At 65.6% G+C, this 18,265-nt stretch carries 12 protein-coding genes; 10 read left to right on the top strand and 2 right to left on the bottom strand.

The window, feature by feature from the left end; genetic code table 11:
* Window positions 1-108: 108 nt before the first annotated feature.
* A complete protein-coding gene (locus KHO27_RS14100) occupies window positions 109-4,974 on the bottom strand; it encodes an NAD-glutamate dehydrogenase (RefSeq protein WP_110704521.1) in 4,866 nt (1,621 codons plus the stop codon).
* A 290-nt stretch (window positions 4,975-5,264) separates the two neighbouring features.
* Here KHO27_RS14100 and KHO27_RS14105 point away from each other — a divergent pair, with 290 nt between their 5' ends.
* The 4 genes from KHO27_RS14105 to KHO27_RS14120 all read left to right on the top strand — a co-directional run bounded on the left by KHO27_RS14105 (window position 5,265) and on the right by KHO27_RS14120 (window position 9,121).
* Window positions 5,265-5,618 carry a hypothetical protein gene (locus KHO27_RS14105; protein WP_046854744.1) on the top strand — a complete coding sequence of 118 codons (354 nt, stop codon included), beginning with the start codon at window positions 5,265-5,267 and terminating at the stop codon, window positions 5,616-5,618.
* Between the two features lie 122 nt (window positions 5,619-5,740).
* On the top strand, window positions 5,741-6,451 hold the full coding sequence (locus KHO27_RS14110; protein WP_110704525.1) for a FadR/GntR family transcriptional regulator: 711 nt from the start codon (window positions 5,741-5,743) through the stop codon (window positions 6,449-6,451).
* Window positions 6,452-6,552: 101 nt separating this feature from the next.
* On the top strand, window positions 6,553-7,746 hold the full coding sequence (gene lhgD, locus KHO27_RS14115; RefSeq protein WP_214500389.1) for an L-2-hydroxyglutarate dehydrogenase: 1,194 nt from the start codon (window positions 6,553-6,555) through the stop codon (window positions 7,744-7,746).
* A gap of 46 nt (window positions 7,747-7,792) precedes the next feature.
* A complete protein-coding gene (locus KHO27_RS14120; protein WP_023632061.1) occupies window positions 7,793-9,121 on the top strand; it encodes an MFS transporter in 1,329 nt (442 codons plus the stop codon).
* A gap of 310 nt (window positions 9,122-9,431) precedes the next feature.
* On the opposite strand, the gene KHO27_RS14125 is transcribed toward KHO27_RS14120, so the two are convergent.
* Window positions 9,432-10,610: an integrase core domain-containing protein gene (locus tag KHO27_RS14125; protein ID WP_111533459.1), complete on the bottom strand. Its 1,179-nt coding sequence runs from the start codon at window positions 10,608-10,610 to the stop codon at window positions 9,432-9,434.
* Window positions 10,611-11,390: 780 nt separating this feature from the next.
* Between KHO27_RS14125 and KHO27_RS14130 the strand changes: the two genes are divergently transcribed.
* Genes KHO27_RS14130 through KHO27_RS14155 form a run of 6 tightly spaced genes read left to right on the top strand, consistent with a single transcriptional unit; the run spans window position 11,391 to window position 18,196 of the window.
* On the top strand, window positions 11,391-12,350 hold the full coding sequence (locus tag KHO27_RS14130) for an AAA family ATPase (protein ID WP_011532987.1): 960 nt from the start codon (window positions 11,391-11,393) through the stop codon (window positions 12,348-12,350).
* A 4-nt stretch (window positions 12,351-12,354) separates the two neighbouring features.
* Window positions 12,355-13,299: a DUF58 domain-containing protein gene (locus KHO27_RS14135; protein WP_110704501.1), complete on the top strand. Its 945-nt coding sequence runs from the start codon at window positions 12,355-12,357 to the stop codon at window positions 13,297-13,299.
* A complete protein-coding gene (locus KHO27_RS14140) occupies window positions 13,296-13,790 on the top strand; it encodes a DUF4381 domain-containing protein (RefSeq protein ID WP_110704499.1) in 495 nt (164 codons plus the stop codon). Before KHO27_RS14135 ends, KHO27_RS14140 begins: the two co-directional genes overlap by 4 nt.
* Window positions 13,783-14,859, top strand: a complete 1,077-nt coding sequence (locus KHO27_RS14145; RefSeq protein ID WP_214500390.1) for a vWA domain-containing protein — start codon at window positions 13,783-13,785, stop codon at window positions 14,857-14,859. Before KHO27_RS14140 ends, KHO27_RS14145 begins: the two co-directional genes overlap by 8 nt.
* On the top strand, window positions 14,856-16,574 hold the full coding sequence (locus KHO27_RS14150; RefSeq protein ID WP_214500391.1) for a vWA domain-containing protein: 1,719 nt from the start codon (window positions 14,856-14,858) through the stop codon (window positions 16,572-16,574). Before KHO27_RS14145 ends, KHO27_RS14150 begins: the two co-directional genes overlap by 4 nt.
* Window positions 16,571-18,196 carry a BatD family protein gene (locus KHO27_RS14155; protein ID WP_110704493.1) on the top strand — a complete coding sequence of 542 codons (1,626 nt, stop codon included), beginning with the start codon at window positions 16,571-16,573 and terminating at the stop codon, window positions 18,194-18,196. The genes KHO27_RS14150 and KHO27_RS14155 overlap by 4 nt, the downstream gene beginning before the upstream one ends.
* Window positions 18,197-18,265: the final 69 nt, after the last annotated feature.

Below are 18,265 nucleotides of genomic sequence, written 5' to 3' on the forward strand. Positions count from 1 at the left end.
GCGCCGCGCGGGCGGCGCTCGATTCGCGCACCACCACAAACTCCGCGCACGCCCCATGAAAAAGCCCCGGCATCACTGCCGGGGCTTTTTTTCACTTCAGCGCAAGGCTCAGGACGGAATCACCGCCGCCTGACCACTCAGCGCCAGGTCGACCAGCTCACGGTTGGCCACCGCGTACATCGCATAGTCGGTGCCGGTGGCGTTGCGCAGGTCGTCGAGCATGGCGCGCCAGCGCTCGACCATCACCCGGTGCTGCTCGCACCACAGGGCCACGCGGGCGTCCATGTCTTCCGGCGCGTCGGCCATCTGCAGCACGGAGATGGTGATCGCCCGCTGCTGCAGGTCGATGTCGTCGCGGAACGCCTCGCGGGCCAGGGCCTGCCAGTTGTTCTCCACCGGCAGGTTGCTGATCTCCTGCAGGTACCAGGTCAGGTCCAGCGAGCTGCCCACCGCGAAGAACGCCTTGGCCACCTGCGCCGGATCGTGCCCGGTGACATCCGAGGCCTCGATGATCGGCAGCAGGGTGTACAGGTGCGTGGTGCCAGCGACCATGCGCGCCAACAACTCCGGTACCCCGGCGTCGACGAAGCCCTGGTAGCGGTTCATCCAGCGCTCGCGGGTCGGCCCCTCCAGCAGTTCGTCGAGTTTCAGCCCCAACTGGGCGATCTTCGGCCCGAAGTGAGCCACATCACGCCCGGCATCCTGCTCGTTGCGGCGGCTGCGCAGGAACCAGCGGGTGGCCCGACGGCCCAGACGCATCAGTTCGTCCATCAGGGTCAGCTGAATCTCGGCCGGGACTTGGTAGTCCAGGGCCTCGATCTGGCGGAACCAGTGCGGCAGGTGGAAGATGTCGCGCACGATCACGTAGGCGCCCGCCACGTTGGCCGGGCTCATGCCGGTGGACTCCTTCAGGCGCTGCACGAAGGTGATGCCCATGTTGTTGACCAGGTCGTTGGCGATCTGGGTGCTGACGATCTCGCGCTTGAGGCGGTGGCGACGCATGGAGTCGGCGAACTTGCTGACCAGCGACGGCGGGAACGCGGTCTCCATGTCGCGGGTCAGGTAGTCGTCGTCCGGCACCAGCGACTTGAGCAGCTGCTCCTTGAGGTCGATCTTGCTGTACGAGATCAGTACCGACAGCTCGGCGCGGGTCAGGCCCTGCCCCGCCGCCAGGCGTTCGGCCAGCTGCTCCTCGCTGGGCAGGAACTCGATGGCGCGGTCCAGCTTGCCACGGGCCTCCAGGTCGGCCATCAGGCGCTTGTACTCGGCGATGCGCTCGCGGGCACGGCGGGCCGCCAGCGACAGCGCTTGCGTCTGCTTGTAGTTGTTGCCCAGCACCAGCCCGGCGACTTCGTCGGTCATGCTGCCCAGCAACTGGTTGCGCTGCTTCTCGGTCATGTCGCCACCCTGCACCACTTCGTTGAGCAGGATCTTGATGTTGACCTCGTGGTCGGAGCAGTCGACGCCACCGGCGTTGTCGATGAAGTCGGTGTTGGTGGCGCCGCCATTGAGACCGAACTCGACACGGCCGAGCTGGGTCATGCCCAGGTTGCCGCCCTCGCCCACCACCTTGCAGCGCAGCTCGTTGCCGTTGACGCGCAGGGCGTCGTTGGCCTTGTCGCCAACATCGGCGTGGCTTTCGCTGCTGGCCTTGACGTAGGTGCCGATACCGCCGTTCCACAGCAAGTCCACCGGCGCCTGCAGCAGTGCATGCAGCAGTTCGGTCGGGGTCAGGCGGTCGGCCTCGATGGCGAAGCGTTCCTTCATCTGCGGGCTGATGGCGATGCTCTTGGCGCTACGCGGGAAAATCCCGCCGCCTTCGGACATGATGCCGGTGTCGTAGTCGCTCCAGGCCGAGCGCGGCAGGTCGAACAGGCGCTTGCGCTCGGCGAAGCTGGTGGCCGGGTCCGGGTTCGGGTCGATGAAGATGTGCAGATGGTTGAACGCCGCCACCAGTTGCAGCTTGTCGGACATCAGCAGGCCGTTGCCGAACACGTCGCCGGCCATGTCGCCGACACCGACCACGGTGATCGGGTCTTCCTGCACGTTGATGCCGCGCTCACGGAAGTGGCGCTGCACGCCCACCCACGCGCCACGGGCGGTGATACCCATCTTCTTGTGGTCATAGCCGGCCGAGCCGCCCGAGGCGAACGCATCACCCAGCCAGAAGCCGTAGTCGATGGCGATGCCGTTGGCGATGTCGGAGAAGGTCGCTGTGCCCTTGTCCGCCGCCACCACCAGGTACGGATCGTCGTCATCGTGGCGCACCACGTTGGCCGGCGGCACCACGCCACCGTCCTTGAGGTTGTCGGTGATGTCGAGCAGGCCCGAGATGAAGATGCGGTAGCACGCCACGCCTTCGGCGGCGATCTCGTCACGGCTGCCGCCCAGCGGCAAGCGACGCGGCAGGAAGCCGCCCTTGGCGCCGACCGGCACGATCACCGAGTTCTTCACCTGCTGGGCCTTGACCAGGCCTAGCACCTCGGTGCGGAAGTCTTCCTCGCGGTCCGACCAGCGCAGGCCGCCGCGGGCGACGTTGCCGAAGCGCAGGTGCACGCCCTCGACCCGTGGCGAATAGACGAAGATCTCGAACTTCGGCACCGGCTTGGGCAGCTCGGGGATCAGCTTGGGGTTGAACTTGAAGCTGAAGTACGACTTGTTCTGCCCGTTGGCGTCCGGCTGGTAGAAGTTGGTGCGCAGGGTCGCCTTGATCAGGTCCAGGTAGCGACGCAGGATGCGGTCCTCGTTGAGCACCTGCACGTCGTCCAGGGCGGTGAGTATCGCCTGTTCCAGGCGCTGCTGCTTGTCGTCGAGGTCTTCGTTGGTGAGCTTGCGCGCCAGGTAGAAGCGGGTCTTGAACAACCGGGTCAGCTCGCGGGCGATATCGGTGTGGTTGTTCAGGGTGCTGGCGATGTAGCCCAGGTCGAAGCCCAGGCGGATCTGCTTGAGGTAACGGGCGTAGGCCCGCAGCAGCGCGACGTCGCGCCACGGCAGGCCAGCGGTCAGCACCAGGCGGTTGAACGCGTCGTTCTCGGCGTCGCCCTTGACGATATGGACGAAGGCGTCCTGGAAAGTGTCGTTGAGCTGCTGGATATCGAGGTTGAGGCCTTCGCTGTAGGTGAAGGCAAAGTCGTGGATCCAGAACTCGCGGCCGCTGGCGTGGCGCAGGCGGTAGGGGAACTCGCCGAGCACGCGCAGGCCGAGGTTTTCCAGGATCGGCAGCACGTCCGACAGTGCCAGCGGCGTATCGGCGTGGTAGAGCTTGCAGTGCAGCGTGCGCTCACCGAGCTGGGTCAGCGGCTGGTAGAAGCTCATGGCCAGCGGCTTGGCCTCGGACAGGTTGAGCACATGTTGCATGTCGACCACTGCCGAGTGCGCGGCGAAGCGCTCGCGATAGCCGGCCGGAAAGCCTTTCGGGAAATCGGCGAGGATGTTGGTGCCGTGGGCTTCGCCAAAGTTTTCCACCACCAGCGCCGAGAAATCGTCCTGCCACGAACGGCAGGCCTGGATCACTTCGTTCTCCAGTTGCTGCGGGTCGATCTCGATGCGGTTCTTCGGGTCGACCCGCAGGATCAACTGCACGCGGGCCAGCACAGACTCGGAGAAGAAGGTCCAGAACTCGCAGTCGGTTGCTTTCAGGCGCTCCATCAGCACCTGCTGGATCTTCTGCCGCACCTCGGTGGAGTAGATCTCGCGCGGTACGTAGGCCAGGCAGTAGCAGAAGCGGCCGTACGGATCCTTGCGCAGGAACACGCGGATCTTGTTGCGTTCCTGGATCTGCACGATCGACATGGCGGTGCTGAACAGCTCGTCCACCGGGGTCTGGAACAGGTCGTCGCGGGGCAGCACTTCGAGGACCTGGGCCAGTTCCTTGCCCAGGTGCGCTTTCGGATCGAAGTGCGAACGGCGCTCGACTTCAGCGACCTTGCCGCGGATGTAGGGGATGGTGTGCACGCTCTCGCCGTACACCGACGAGGTGTACAGGCCCATGAAGCGGCATTCCTTGACGACCTTGCCGTCCTGGTCGATCTGGCGGATCGACACGTAATCCGGGTAGGCCGGACGATGCACGCGGCTCGGCTGCGAGGCTTTGGCGAACGACAGCAGGCGCGGTTCGCGCAGGTAGGCGACGGCGTAGTCCTCGATGCGCAGGTCGTCGGCGCCAAGACCGGCGCGCAGCAGGCGGGCCAGGCCCAGGAACGAAGCGTCGTCGTAGACCAGGTGGCCGCCGTCGGCGTCGGACTCGACGGTGAACTCCTCGTAGCCGAGGAAGGTGAAATGGTTGTCCAGCAGCCACGACAGGAAGCTTTTCACCTCAGCCTTGTCGTTCTGCGCGGGGCCGAAGGCGTTCTGCTCCACCAGTTCCAGCAACTCGCGGATCTTGGCTTTCATCGGCTCGAAGTCGGCGACCACGCCGCGCACCTCGGCCAGCACCTGCTCCAGCTCCATGGCCAGGGTGTTGAGCTCGGCGGTATTGGAGCAGCGGTCGATCTCCAGGTACATCAGCGATTCATGGTTGACGCCCTCGCCCAGGGTGCCCTTGGGCAGCAGCTCGACCAGCTCACCCTTGGCGCCGCGGCGCACGCTGAGCACGGTGGTTTGCAGGGTGTGGATGCTGTAGCCGCGGCGGTTGAGCTCGGTGCGTACCGAGTCGACCAGGAATGGCAGGTCGTGGTGCAGCACCTCGACCACGGTGTGCGTGGACTGCCAGCCGTGGCGTTCGTAATCGGGGTTGTAGACCCGCACCTGCGGGTGCGTGGCGTCGAAGCGCTCGATGATGCGCCAGGCGGACAGCGTGCAGCCGGCCAGGTCCGACAGCCTGCGCTGAGTGAGTTCGTCCAGAGAGATGATGCCGAAGAACTGTTCAGCGAACAGTGCCACTTGTGGCAGGGACTGTTCGTTGATGTGCTGCGCCAGGGCCGCTTGCAGTTGATGCTGGAAGTCGGCTTTGCTGGCTGCGGTGAAGAACGCCATCTGTGGTACTCCGCTTGGGCTTTGTTATAGGTGAAGCGTCGCGTACATGCGCCTTGTACGGATCAACCATAGCCAACCCGTGGCAAGACAGAAGCGTTGGGTACCTGCAAAAGCGACTGCCAGGTGGCTGTGCCTTTACGGGAACCCATCGACAGGGCAGCTTAACGACTGAACGGTCACTTGGGCTTGCAGCGCTGCGACAATTTCGGTCAATGCGCGGTAACTTTACGTTTATCAGTGTGCGTAAGGCTGTCAGAATTCCTTTTCATATCCATTGATCCGAGTGCGCCATGCAATTGAAAACCGCCCTGCTCTTCGCCACCCCCTGCGACGACGAGGAAGACAACATGGCGACCCTGTGCTGCCACAGCGACAAGGGCCAGATGTTCCTGCTGACCCGCTACCCGGACGAAGACACCGTCGACCTGACCCTGGACGACGAGCCATCGACACTGGACGGGCTGAAGGTGACCTTGAGCGCCACCCGCCTGCTGATCGAGGTGGCGGCCGGGGATCGCGACGCGCTGAAGGGCGACGAGGAACTGGAGATTATCCTGACTACCTCGGGCAGCGACCTGGAGGAAGTCGCGCTGACCTTGCGCAACATTCTCGACGGCACCGGGACCTTCGTGTCCGAGGTCTAGACCGGTCATTCGGGCCTCCTCGCGGGGCTTGAGTCTTCCGCGATGAAGGCACAACACCATTGACAGCCGAAGGTGCGAGCAGGCATTGTCTGACAACCTGACCAATAGGCACCCGCACGTCCATGCTAGAGCTCCAGCGCCCCGACACCCTCGTTGAACGCGTCGTCAGCGCCATCCGCGCCGAGATCGATGCCGGCCGCCTGGCCGCCGAGTCGCGTCTGCCCACCGAACAGCAGTTGGCCGAACAGCTCAATGTCAGCCGCTCGGTCGTGCGCGAGGCCGTGGCGCAGCTCAAGGCCGATGGCGTGCTGATCGCTCGCCGCGGGCTCGGTTCGTACATCTCGCAGACCCCCAACGGCACGGTGTTCCGCTTCCCCGGCAGCAACGGGCGCAAGCCGGACCTGGTGCAGATGTTCGAGATGCGCCTGTGGATCGAGACCCAGGCCGCCGCCATCGCCGCTCGCCGCCGCGACGCCGACGACCTGCAGCGCATGGCCGCGGCCCTGGGCACCATGGAAGACCCGCGCAGCGACTTTGCCACCGCCGCGGCCGCTGATGTGGCCTTTCACCGTGCCATCGCCGACGCCGGCAAGAACGACTACTTCGTCGCCTTCCACGATTTCCTCGGTGGCCAGCTGGCCGCCGCGCGCCGCACCGCCTGGGAAAACTCCGCCACCCCGGCCGTGGGCGGTTCGGCCGACGCGCTCCGTGAGCACCGGGCGCTGTACCAGGCCATTGCCGACGGTGATCGGCAGGCGGCCGCCGCCTGCGCCGAGGCCCATCTGCGCGCTTCGGCCAAGCGCCTGAAACTCGATCTTCCCGACCTCGACTGATTCTGGAGACCCCTATCGCAGCCTGGCGAGGTTTTACGCGCACTACTTAGTCTGACAACCTGATAAGCAGATTCACCGACAAGAATTCCAAGGTACCCTGCATGACTTACGACTATTGCATCATCGGCGGCGGCATCGTCGGCCTCGCCACCGCGATGGCCCTGCTCACCCGTCGCCCCGGCGCCTCGCTGCTGATCCTGGAAAAGGAGGCCAGCCTCGGTCGCCACCAGACCGGCCACAACAGCGGTGTGATCCATGCCGGTATCTACTATGCCCCCGGCAGCCTCAAGGCCGACCTGTGCAAGCGCGGCGCCCAGGCCACCAAGGACTTCTGCGCCGAGCACGGCATCGCCTTCGAGGTCTGCGGCAAGCTGCTGGTGGCCTCCAACGACCTGGAGGTGCAGCGCATGCAGGCGCTGTACGAGCGTTCGCAACAGAACGGCCTGAAGGTCGAGCGCCTGGACGCCGGCACCCTGAGCGAGCGCGAGCCGAACATCGTCGGCAAGGGCGCGCTGTTCCTCGATGCCACCGGTATCGTCGACTACCAGCAGGTATGTGACGCCATGGCCAAGGTGATTCGCCAGGCCGGGGGCGAGGTGCACCTGTCCACCGCCGTGCGCGCCATCCAGGAACACGCCGATCATGTCGCGGTCAGCACTGACGGCAACACCTGGCGCGCCCGCCAACTGGTGGCCTGCGCCGGCCTGCAGTCCGACCGCCTGGCGCGCCTGGCCGGGGTGAAGATCGAGCACCAGATCATCCCCTTCCGCGGCGAGTACTACCGCCTGCCGGCGAGCAAGAACCAGATCGTCAACCACCTCATCTACCCGATCCCCGATCCGGAGCTGCCGTTCCTTGGCGTGCACCTGACGCGGATGATCGACGGCAGCGTCACCGTCGGCCCCAACGCGGTGCTCGGCTTTGGCCGGGAAAACTACCGCAAGTTCTCGGTGAACTGGCGCGATGTCGCCGAGTACGCACGCTTCCCCGGCTTCTGGAAAACCATCTGGAACAACCTGGGTTCCGGCACCACCGAGATGAAGAACTCGCTGTTCAAGCGTGGTTACCTGGAACAGTGCCGCAAGTACTGCCCATCCCTCGAAGTCGAGGATCTGCTGCCCTATGAGGCCGGTATCCGCGCCCAGGCGGTAATGCGCGACGGCACCTTGGTCCACGACTTCCTGTTCGCCGAGACGCCGCGCATGGTGCACGTATGCAACGCACCGTCGCCGGCCGCCACCTCGGCCATCCCCATCGGCCAGATGATCGCCGAAAAGATCCTCGAGGCCCGCTGAAGCACCTGCTGCATCCACAACTACAAAGACAACAAGGAAACCTCAGATGTCGGTATACGAGACGGCCCCGGCCGCGCCCGAAACCCCAGAGCAACAACGCAAGCGCCTGCGCAAGGTGGCGGCGGCGACCATCTTCGGTTCGATGCTGGAGTGGTATGACTTCTACCTCTACGCGACCATGGCGGCGATCGTCTTCTCGAAGATCTTCTTCGACCCGAGCAACCCGGCGGTGGCCTCTCTGCTGGCGTTTTCCACCTTCGCCATCGGCTTCATCGCCCGCCCGTTCGGCGGCGTGCTGTTCGGCTACCTGGGCGACCGTTTCGGGCGCAAGCATGTGCTGGTGATCACCTTCTGCATGATGGGGCTGTGCACCATGCTGATCGGCCTGATCCCCGGCTACGCAACCATTGGCATTTGGGCGCCGATCCTGCTGGTGATCATCCGCATCATCCAGGGCCTGGGCGCCGGTGCCGAGTTGTCCGGCGCGGCAGTGACCTCCTACGAACACGCCAGTGAAGGCAAGCGCGGCAGCCAGGGGGCCTGGCCGGCGCTGGGGCTGAACCTGGGCTTGCTGCTATCGTCGCTGACCGTGTACCTGCTGACCATGAACGGCAACGAATTCCTGCTGGCCGGCGGCTGGCGCATCCCGTTCATCGCCAGTATCGCGCTGGTGGCGGTGGGCCTGTGGGTGCGCAAGAGCATCCCCGAGACCCCGGACTTCAAGGAGCTGGACAAGGCCGACGACAAACCGCAGGTGTCGCCGCTGAAGCTGCTGTTCAGGAACGACCTCAAGGGCCTGGCCGTGGTGTTCTTCGTGGCGGTGGGCTACAACGCCCTGAGCTACATCTTCAAGACCTTCTCGCTGGCCTACCTCACCCAGTTCAAGGGCGTCGAGGCGCATGTCACCTCGCTGTCGGTCACCCTGGCCAGCCTGGTGGCGATCTTCGCCGTGCCGTTCTTCGGCTGGCTGTGCGACAAGTGGAGCAGCAAGACTGTACTGATGCTCGGCGGGCTGCTGTCGGCGCTGTTCGCCTTCCCGTTCCTGCAACTGCTGTCGACTGGCGAGCCGATGATGATCTACTTGGCTATCGCCGTGGGCACCGGGATCCTGGCGCCGATGATGTTCGCCCCGCAGGGGTCGTTCCTCAGCCGGCAGTTCCCCACGCAGACGCGCTCGTCCGGGTTCGGCACCGGGCGAGAGGTCGGTACCGCGGTGGCCGGTGGCCTGGCGCCGTTGGGTGGGCTGGCGCTGGTGGCAGGTTCGGCGACTCATTCCACCGATGGCGTGGCGATGATATTGGCGGTGGCCGGGGTGCTGGTGGTGGTGTTTGCGTTCTTTGACCAAGGGTGGCGGCATTCGAAGGCGAAGAACTAAACAAAGCCACGATCCGATCCGATCTTGATCTTGATCTTGATCTTGATCGCAAGATTAACTGCGTAGTCACTAGCGACAGCTGCGTTAGTTCAGGCGCCGCCCGTAACTTCGCGACTTCAGGAGGCCGAACGGAGGGCTTGCGCAGGGAGGTGACGGGCATGGATGCCCGTCAAGCGCTGCGCCCCAGGATGGGGCGTTCAGCGCGGTCCTCCCGGGAGCAAGGCCGGAGTGAGGGGACCCGGAGCGAAGCGGAGGGCCGGATGAATGGAGCGATGTACGGATCACCCACATGGGTTACACAAAAGTTCACTCACATAGGTGACAACACCTTGAGCGTTACATAACCATCAGTGGCATCCCGCACATCGACCCTGCCAAGGATGATGGGACCGAAAATAACATCCCAGACGCCATCCCCAACCTGCTCCAGTCCAATGGTCTGGTGCTTGAGCACATAACCTACGTAGATCCTCAAGCCCCGGCGATTGATGATGCCGGAGCTATCAGCCGGCAAGCTCTCGATATGACTGGGATAGGTCATTTCGGGGAGCTTTTCAGGGAATGGGCGTGGAGATGGCTGGTAGCAAGACGCCGGTGTTTTCTGCTTCAGCGCTTCATGCAAGCGCTCGTGATTGTAGTGCTGCCGAAAGCGATCAAAGTGCCGTTGTTGAGCCTCCCAGGCCACTGCCGGCGGCGATGGGAGCGTGCTTTTGAGCGTTCGATGCATGCGCTCGTGGCGGCCATTCTGTTCAGGCCGACCAGGCGCAATGCGCTCGGGAATGATGCCTAGACGCAGCCACCAGATCGACAGCTGAGAAAGTCCCGCACGCCCCTTACTGGCAAACGGCACACCGTTATCGGTACGAATCCGCTCAGGCAAGCCATTCTCTCGGAACACTTGGGTGAAAACGGCCTGGGTTTCCAGCAGGTTGGTATTGGGCATGCTGTGGCAGGCGAGGAGGAAACGACTGGCGTGATCCATGATCGTCAGCGGATAGCACCAGACGCCTGCACCTGTCAGAAATTGACCTTTGTAGTCCGCACTGAACAGCTGGTTAGGCGACTCGGCCTTCTCCAGTGGCTTGGGATAGACCGCTACACGCTGACGTAAGCGGCGTGGTTTGACCAATTCGGCTTTCTTGAGGATGTTGTAGATCGCTGTCTTCGAGGGCGGCGCCTGATCAGGGAAACGCTCCTGCAGCGCAGCCTGGATCTTTTTCGGCCCCGGTTCCGTTTCGCCTCGACTGCGCAATTCGATGATGGCTTCGCGAACTGCGGCGGGTACGACCCAATCCTGGTTCAACCGGCGGCGGCTGCGTTCTTCCAGCCCCGAAGGCCCCTCTTTCTCATATCGCTCGACCCATTTGTAGCCGGTCTTTCGGCTGATCTCGTAGGCCTGGCACAGGGCACTGAAGCTGGGCGGCCCCTGCAGGTAATCCGCGATGAAAAGCATTTTAAGGTCCATAGGTTTCAGCTCTCGCCAAGGCATGGTCAGATCCTCGAAAACCGACCCTGCCAGTTAAAGACTGTTACCTATGTGCGTGAACTGATTTGTAACCCATGTGGGTGAGTCATACCGCGAGGATTTTTTGGTTCCTTTTTGATCCTTCAAAAAGGGACCCGCCGTAAGGGCGGAAAGGTGACTGTGCGTCGACATCGCAAATGAATGCACTTAAAACTATAAAAACCGGTGCCGATTGACTTCGAATTTGAATTTGAATTTGAATTTGAATTTGACAGCGTGTGTTTTGAAAGTTATAGGCGCATTCATTCGCCATGTCGACGCACAGTCACCTTTTCGCCTTTACGGCGACCTTCTTTTGCACGCGGGCAAAAGAAGGCAAAAGCCGCTCGCTCCATCATCCGGCCCCTACGCTTCGCTCCGGGGTCCCCTCACTCCGGGCTCGCTCCGGGAGGACGCGCCGACGGGCCATCCATGGCCTGATCGGCGCTTGACGGGCATCCATGCCCGTCACCTCCCTGCGCAAGCCCTCCGTTCGGCCTCCTGAAGTCGCAATTTGTGTCGCCTGAACTATTGCGCGCTTAGAAGCAAGAGCAACGGCAACGGCAACGGCAACGGCAAGATCGGGATCGGGATCGGGATCGGGATCGGGATCGGGATCGGGACAGTCTTGCTCCCCCAATCCATCCTTTACACGTTTTTTGCAAACCCCCATTGGTCCCCGCCCCCCCGGATGGATTAAAATATCACCCCTCGCCCGGCATCCGCTCCCAGCGCGCCAGGGCCCATCCCCAGGAACCGTCAACGATGGAACACCGTGAGGCGCTGATCGCGCTGCGCACCTTTCTCTCCTCCCAGATCCTCGGCCAGGAAAAACTGGTCGAGCGCCTGCTGATCGTGCTCCTGGCCGACGGCCACATGCTGGTCGAGGGGGCCCCGGGCCTGGCCAAGACCAAGGCCATCAAGGAGCTCGCCGAAGGCATCGAGGCCCAGTTCCATCGCATCCAGTTCACCCCCGACCTGCTGCCCGCCGATATCACCGGCACCGAGATCTACCGCCCGGAAACCGGCAGCTTCGTGTTCCAGCAAGGCCCGATCTTCCACAACCTGGTGCTGGCCGACGAAATCAACCGCGCCCCCGCCAAGGTGCAGTCGGCCCTGCTCGAGGCCATGGCCGAGCGCCAGGTCAGCGTCGGGCGCAGTACCTACGAGCTGTCGCCGCTGTTCCTGGTGATGGCCACGCAGAACCCGATCGAGCAGGAAGGCACCTACCCGCTGCCCGAAGCCCAGCTCGACCGTTTCCTGATGCACGTGAAGATCGGCTTCCCCGATGCCGCCGTCGAGCGACGCATCCTCCTGCAAGCGCGGGGCGAGGCCCTGGGCGGCGAGGTCAAGCCCGAGCGGCGGGTCAGCCAGCAGGCGATCTTCGCCGCACGCAAGGAAATCCTCGGCCTGTACATGGCCGACGCGGTAGAGGAATACCTGGTGCAACTGGTCATGGCCACCCGCACACCGGCCAAGTTCGACAGCGAACTGGCCGACTGGATCGCCTACGGCGCCAGCCCCCGTGGCTCGATCGCCCTCGACCGCTGCGCCCGCGCCCACGCCTGGCTGGCCGGGCGCGACTTCGTCAGCCCCGAGGATATCCAGGCGGTGCTGTTCGACGTGCTGCGCCACCGCATCATCCTGTCGTTCGAGGCCGAGGCGGCGGGGGTCGACCAGGACCGCGTGGTCCAGCGCATCCTCGACGTCGTCGCCGTCGCCTGACCCCATGCCCACCACGCAGCTGGCCGAACCCGGCATCCGCATCGGCCTGGCCGACCTGATCGACATGCGCCACCGCGTGCGCGAGATCCAACTGTTCTCCCGGCCCGGCCAGCGCAGCCCGCTGGTGGGCCTGCACCACTCGAAACTGCGTGGCCGCGGGGTGGACTTCGACCAGGTGCGGGTCTACCAGGCTGGCGACGATGTGCGCAACATCGACTGGCGCGTCACCGCGCGCACCCAGGAGCCGCACACCAAACTCTTCCACGAAGAGCGCGAGCGGCCGATCTTCATCATGGTCGAGCAGAGCCAGCGGCTGTTCTTCGGCTCCGGGCTGATGTTCAAGTCGGTGCTGGCGGCCCAGGCCGCCGCCCTGTTCGGCTGGGCCGCGCTGGGCCACAACGACCGTATCGGCGGGCTGGTGTTCGGCGACAACGAGCACCATGAAGTCAAGCCCAGGCGCAGCAAGCAGAGCCTGCTGCAACTGCTCAACCGCTTGGCCAAGATCAACCAGGCCCTGCACACCGAGGCTCAGCCCCAGGCCGACAGCCTGGGCCTTGCCCTGCGCCGGGCACGGGAGGTGTTGCGCCCGGGCAGCCTGGCCATCGTCATCTGCGACGAACGCGCCCTCAGCGCCAGCGTCGAGCAGCACCTGGCCATGCTCTCGCGCCACTGCGACGTATTATTGATGCCGGTCAGTGACCCGCTCGACCACGCCCTGCCCGCCGCCGGCCTGCTGCGCTTCGCCCAGCGCGGCGCTCAGCTGGAGCTCGACACCCTCGACGCCAACCTGCGCCAGGCCTACCGCCAGCAGGCCGAGGCGCGCATCGAGCGCTGGGAGCTGCTGGCGCAAAAACTGCGCGTGGTGCTGATGCCGCTGAGCACCCAGAGCGAAATGGTCGAGCAGTTGCGTGAGTACCTGAATGCACAGCGCCTGGGAGGCGCGAAATGAACCCGCTGGACCAGCTGCAGCCGCTGATCGCGCCACCCGCCATCGGCCTGTGGCCGCCCGCGCCCGGCTGGTGGCTGTTGCTGGCCCTGCTGCCCCTGCTCGGGTGGGGCGCCTGGCGCCTGCGCCACTGGCGCCCGGGCAAGCGCAAGGTGGTGCGCGCCGAACTGCCGTTGGACCCGATCCGCGTCGAGGCCCTGGCCGAACTGGCGCGCCTGCCGCGCCCCTATGACGGCGCGCCAGCCGGAGCCTGGCTGCAACAGATCAACGCCCTGCTCAAACGCCTGTGCCGTAATCACTACCCAGGTGCCAACAGCCATACCCTCAACGGCCGCCAGTGGCTGGCATTTCTCGACAACCGCTGCCCGGCCGCCGGCCTGACCCGCTGGATGGTGCTGGTCGAAGGCGCCTACAAGCCCGAGTGCAAGCTCGACGACAAGGCCATCGCCGGGCTCGCCCAGGCGGTCGAAACCTGGATCCGCAAGCATGTTTGAACTGGCCTGGCCGTGGATCTTCCTGCTGTTGCCGCTGCCCTGGCTGGCGCGCCTGCTGCTGCCGGCAGCCGACAGCGGCGAACCGGTGCTCAAGGTCGGCTTCCTTGACGAACTCGAGGGCCTGGCCGGGCGCCGTGCCCGCCTTAACCTGCCGACCTGGCGCCAGCAGGCGCCGTTCATCCTGATCTGGCTGTTGCTGTTGCTGGCCGCCGCCCGCCCGCAGTGGCTGGGCGATCCGCTGCCGGTCTCGGCCAGTGGACGCGATCTGCTGGTGGCGGTGGACGTGTCGGGCTCCATGGATTTCCCCGACATGCAGTGGAAGGACGACGAGATCAGCCGCCTGGACCTGGTCAAGGCACTGATGGGCGACTTCCTGCAGGACCGCCAGGGCGACCGCGTCGGCCTGATCCTGTTCGGCAGCCAGGCCTACCTGCAGGCCCCGCTGACCTTCGACCGACGCACCGTGCGCACCTTCCTCGACGAAGCGCAGATCGGCATCGCCGGCAAGAATACCGCCATTGGCGACGCCATTGGCCTGGCCGTCAAACGCCTGCGCCAGCGCCCGGCGCAGAGCCGGGTGTTGATCCTGATCACCGACGGCGCCAACAACGGCGGGCAGATCCACCCGCTGACTGCCGCCCGCCTGGCGGCCCAGGAAGGGGTGCGCATCTACACCATTGGCATCGGCGCCAACCCCGAGGCCAGCGGCACGCCGGGCCTGCTGGGGCTGAACCCAAGCCTGGACCTGGACGAAGCCGCGCTCAGGGAGATCGCCGAAATCACGCACGGCAGCTACTTCCGCGCCCACGACGGCGCCGAACTAGATGCCATCGGCGACACCCTCGACCAACTGGAACCGGTGGCCCAGCAGCCGACCCAGGCGCGCACCGCCCATGAGCTGTACGCCTGGCCACTGGCCCTGGCGCTGCTGCTCAGCGTGCTGCTGGTGGTGGCCGTGCAGTGGCCGGACAACCTGCTGCAACGCCTGCTGCGCAAACCGCGCTTCCTGCAGCCCCACCCGGAATGGCGACAGCGCCTCGAGCGCTTGCGCCTGAGGAGGCGGCGATGATCGAACTCTGGCCGCAATGGCTGCGCCCGCTCTGGCTGCTAGTACTGCCACTGCTTGGCTGGCTGCTGTTCAAGCTCTGGCACCGGCGCAAACGCGCCGGACGCTGGCAGTTGATCCTGCCGCAGCCGTTTCACGCGGTACTGCTCGGTGGCGGCAGCGGCAGCACCAGCAAGCTGCCGTGGATCGCCCTGGGCCTGGCCTGGCTGCTGATCGTCCTGGCCCTGCTCGGCCCCAGCTGGCAACGCCTCGAGGAAACCCGCCAGCGTCCGGCCGACCCGCTGGTGATCCTGCTCGAACTGACGCCGCAGATGCTCGCCGAGGACAGCGCGCCGAACCGCCTGGAGCAGGCCCGACGCAAGGTGCTCGACCTGCTCGAGCATCGTCGCGACAGCCAGACCGCACTGATCGTCTATGCCGGCAGCGCCCACACCCTGGTGCCGCTGTCAGATGACCTGAGCACCACGCGCAACCTGCTCGAGGCCGTCGATCCATCGATCATGCCGCAGCCCGGCCAGCGCGCCGACCTGGCCGTGCGCAAGGGCCTCGCGCTGCTGGCGCAGAGCGGCCTGGGCCAGGGCCGCCTACTGTTGATCGGCTCGTCGCTGAGCGAGCTTGAACGCGAAGGCATACGCCAGGCTCTGGGCCGCCAGGGCCCTAGCCTGCTGATGCTGGGTGTCGGCAGTGCCGAGGGCGCGCCGGTGCGCCAGGCCAATGGCGAATACCTCAAGGACGAACAAGGCGGCATCCTTTTGCCACGCCTGGACAGCGCTTCGCTGAAGACCTTCATCGGCTCGACCGGCGGGCGCTATCGCCATGCCCGCATCGACGACCTCGACCTGCGCGGCCTGGGCCTGTTCGACAACCCGCGCCTGCTGCACAACGATGGCCAGACCCTGCAACTGGACAGCTGGGCCGACCAGGGCTATTGGCTGCTACTGCCCCTGCTGCTGCTCGCCGCCTGCGCCGGCCGGCGTGGCTGGCTGTTCTGCCTCCCCCTGCTGCTGGCCCTGCCTCAGCCGAGCCAGGCCTTCGAGTTCAACGACCTGTGGCTGCGCCCCGACCAGCAAGGCCAGCGCCTGCTGGAACGGCAACGCCCCGCCGAGGCCGCCCGGCACTTCGCCGACAGCCAGTGGCGCGGCATGGCCCTGTACCAGGCCGGCGACTTCGAAGGCGCCGCCGCCGCGTTCGCCCAGGCCGGCACGGCAGCCGCCCACTACAATCGAGGTAACGCCCTGGCCCGCGCCGGCGAACTGGAAGCGGCGCTGGACGCTTACGAACAAGCACTGGAGCGCCAACCCGACCTGAAAGCGGCGCTGGACAACCAGGCGCTGGTCCAGCAATTGTTGCAGCAGCGCCAGGCCAAGGCCGAGGAACAGCCGAACAATGCCGATGCCCGGGACACGCCCGGCAACGAGACCGAAGGCAACAGCAGCTCGACCAGCAGCCAGGCCCAGGGCTCGCCGGACAGCGACAACCCGGCACAAGGCCAGCAGAACGGTGACAGCCAGGGCAACTCCCAGGCTCCGTCCGGCACTGCCGGCGGCGATGAAGACAGCATCACCCAGCCGCCCCAGCGGCCGCTCTCCACCAGCCTCGACGCCGAACAGCGCCAGGCCCTGGAACAATGGTTGCGGGAGATCCCCGATAATCCGGCGGAACTGCTGCGGCGCAAATTCTGGTATGAACAGCAATTGCATCAGGAAACCCCACGATGAGTCGCTTCGGCGTCTTTCTCCTAGGCCTGTTGTGGAGCCTCGCGGCCCAGGCCGAACCGACCCTGCAGGCCAGTGTCGACCGCACGCGCCTCGAGGCCGGCGAAACCCTGGAGCTCACCCTCGAGAGCCAGGACGTGACCCAGTTCGGCAAGCCCGACCTGCGCACCCTTGAGCCCGACTTCGAGGTCCGTGGCACGCGCCAGCTCAACAGCCTGCACACCCTCGACGGCGAGACCCGCGCCAGCACCCGCTGGATCATCACCCTGCTGCCCCGGCGCAGCGGCAGCCTGCGCATCCCCGAGCTGCAACTGGGCCAGTCACGCAGCCAGGCCATCGAGCTGCAGGTGCAGCAGGCCGACAGCCAGCGCCCGGACGCAGCCTCGCAAGTGTTCGTCGAGGCCACCCTGGACAGCAGCGCAGTCTATGTCCAGGCCCAGGCCGTGCTGACCCTGCGCATCTACCATTCGGTGGCGCTGTACGACGACAGCAACCTCAGCCCGCTGCAACTGGAGAACGCCAAGGTCGACCCGCTGGGCGAGTCGCGCACCTACGAGAAAGAGATCAACGGCGTGCGCCATGGGGTGATCGAGACCCGCTACGCCATCTACCCCCAGCAAAGCGGCAACCTTGACGTGCCGCCGCTGCGCTTCACCGCCACCGCCGCCGACAATGGCGAGCAACCTGCCGGCACGCCAAGGGTCGGCCGCCAGGTGCAGGTGAGTTCGCTGCCGTTGCGCCTGACGGTCAAGCCGATCCCGGCCGGCTACCCGGCCGACCGCCCCTGGCTGCCGGCACGCAGCCTGACCCTGGAAGAACACTGGAATCCCGACCCGAACAGCCAGCCCACGCAGATCGGCGACTCGCTGACCCGCAACATCAGTGTGCGCGCCGAGGGCCTTTCGAGCACCCAGCTGCCGCCGCTGCCGGCCACCGAGGCCGCCGGCCTGCGCCGCTACCCCGACCAGCCGTTGCTGCGCAATGAGATCGGCGAACGCGGCATGGTCGCCAACCGTGAGGAGCGCGAGGCGCTGGTGCCGACCCACGCCGGCGAGCTGGCGCTCCCGGCGCTGGAGGTGACCTGGTGGAACACCCGCGAGGACCACCTGGAGCACAGCAGCCTGCCGGCACGCACCCTGAACGTGCAGGACAATCCGGCGCTCAGCGCCGACACCCCGGCCGGCGACAGCAACATGGCCCCAGGCCTGCTCTGGCCCTGGCAACTGGCGACGTTGGTGCTGGCGCTGACTACCCTGCTCGGTTTCACCCTGTGGTGGCGCGCCCGTTCGCAACCGGCGGTACTGCGGGCGGCACAGACTGGCCCGAGCCCACGCACGCTGCTCGACGACCTCAAGCGCGCCTGCCAGGCCAACGATCCGCAGGCCACCCGCCAGGCTCTGGACGCCTGGGCGCGGCAGCAGCCGGAAACCCTGGCCGAGATGGCGGCGCGCTTCGTGCCATTGTCCGATGCGCTGGATGGGTTGAACGGTGCGCTGTACAGCGAGGGCGGCCAGTACTGGCAGGGCGACGAGCTGTGGCGCGCCATCGGCGCCATACCACCGGCCGAGCAGGTGCTAGCGCCCACGGGCGAGGCCAGTAGCCTGCCACCGCTGTATCCCAAGTAGCCTCATCGCGGGCCAAGCCCGCTCCCACAAGTCCGCGATGAGTTACCATACCGCCCAAATCCAAACGCC

Source organism: Pseudomonas sp. RC3H12 (assembly GCF_018596375.1).
Lineage (GTDB): Bacteria > Pseudomonadota > Gammaproteobacteria > Pseudomonadales > Pseudomonadaceae > Aquipseudomonas.

Bases quoted from the DNA above. Each gene is read 5' to 3' on its own strand.
- KHO27_RS14145 (WP_214500390.1), top strand. From the start codon at position 13,783: ATGTTTGAACTGGCCTGGCCGTGGATCTTCCTGCTGTTGCCGCTGCCC.
- KHO27_RS14140 (WP_110704499.1), top strand. From the start codon at position 13,296: ATGAACCCGCTGGACCAGCTGCAGCCGCTGATCGCGCCACCCGCCATC.
- KHO27_RS14130 (WP_011532987.1), top strand. From the start codon at position 11,391: ATGGAACACCGTGAGGCGCTGATCGCGCTGCGCACCTTTCTCTCCTCC.
- KHO27_RS14100 (WP_110704521.1), bottom strand. From the start codon at position 4,974: ATGGCGTTCTTCACCGCAGCCAGCAAAGCCGACTTCCAGCATCAACTG.
- lhgD (WP_214500389.1), top strand. From the start codon at position 6,553: ATGACTTACGACTATTGCATCATCGGCGGCGGCATCGTCGGCCTCGCC.
- KHO27_RS14105 (WP_046854744.1), top strand. From the start codon at position 5,265: ATGCAATTGAAAACCGCCCTGCTCTTCGCCACCCCCTGCGACGACGAG.
- KHO27_RS14120 (WP_023632061.1), top strand. From the start codon at position 7,793: ATGTCGGTATACGAGACGGCCCCGGCCGCGCCCGAAACCCCAGAGCAA.
- KHO27_RS14155 (WP_110704493.1), top strand. From the start codon at position 16,571: ATGAGTCGCTTCGGCGTCTTTCTCCTAGGCCTGTTGTGGAGCCTCGCG.
- KHO27_RS14135 (WP_110704501.1), top strand. From the start codon at position 12,355: ATGCCCACCACGCAGCTGGCCGAACCCGGCATCCGCATCGGCCTGGCC.
- KHO27_RS14110 (WP_110704525.1), top strand. From the start codon at position 5,741: ATGCTAGAGCTCCAGCGCCCCGACACCCTCGTTGAACGCGTCGTCAGC.
- KHO27_RS14150 (WP_214500391.1), top strand. From the start codon at position 14,856: ATGATCGAACTCTGGCCGCAATGGCTGCGCCCGCTCTGGCTGCTAGTA.
- KHO27_RS14125 (WP_111533459.1), bottom strand. From the start codon at position 10,610: ATGCCTTGGCGAGAGCTGAAACCTATGGACCTTAAAATGCTTTTCATC.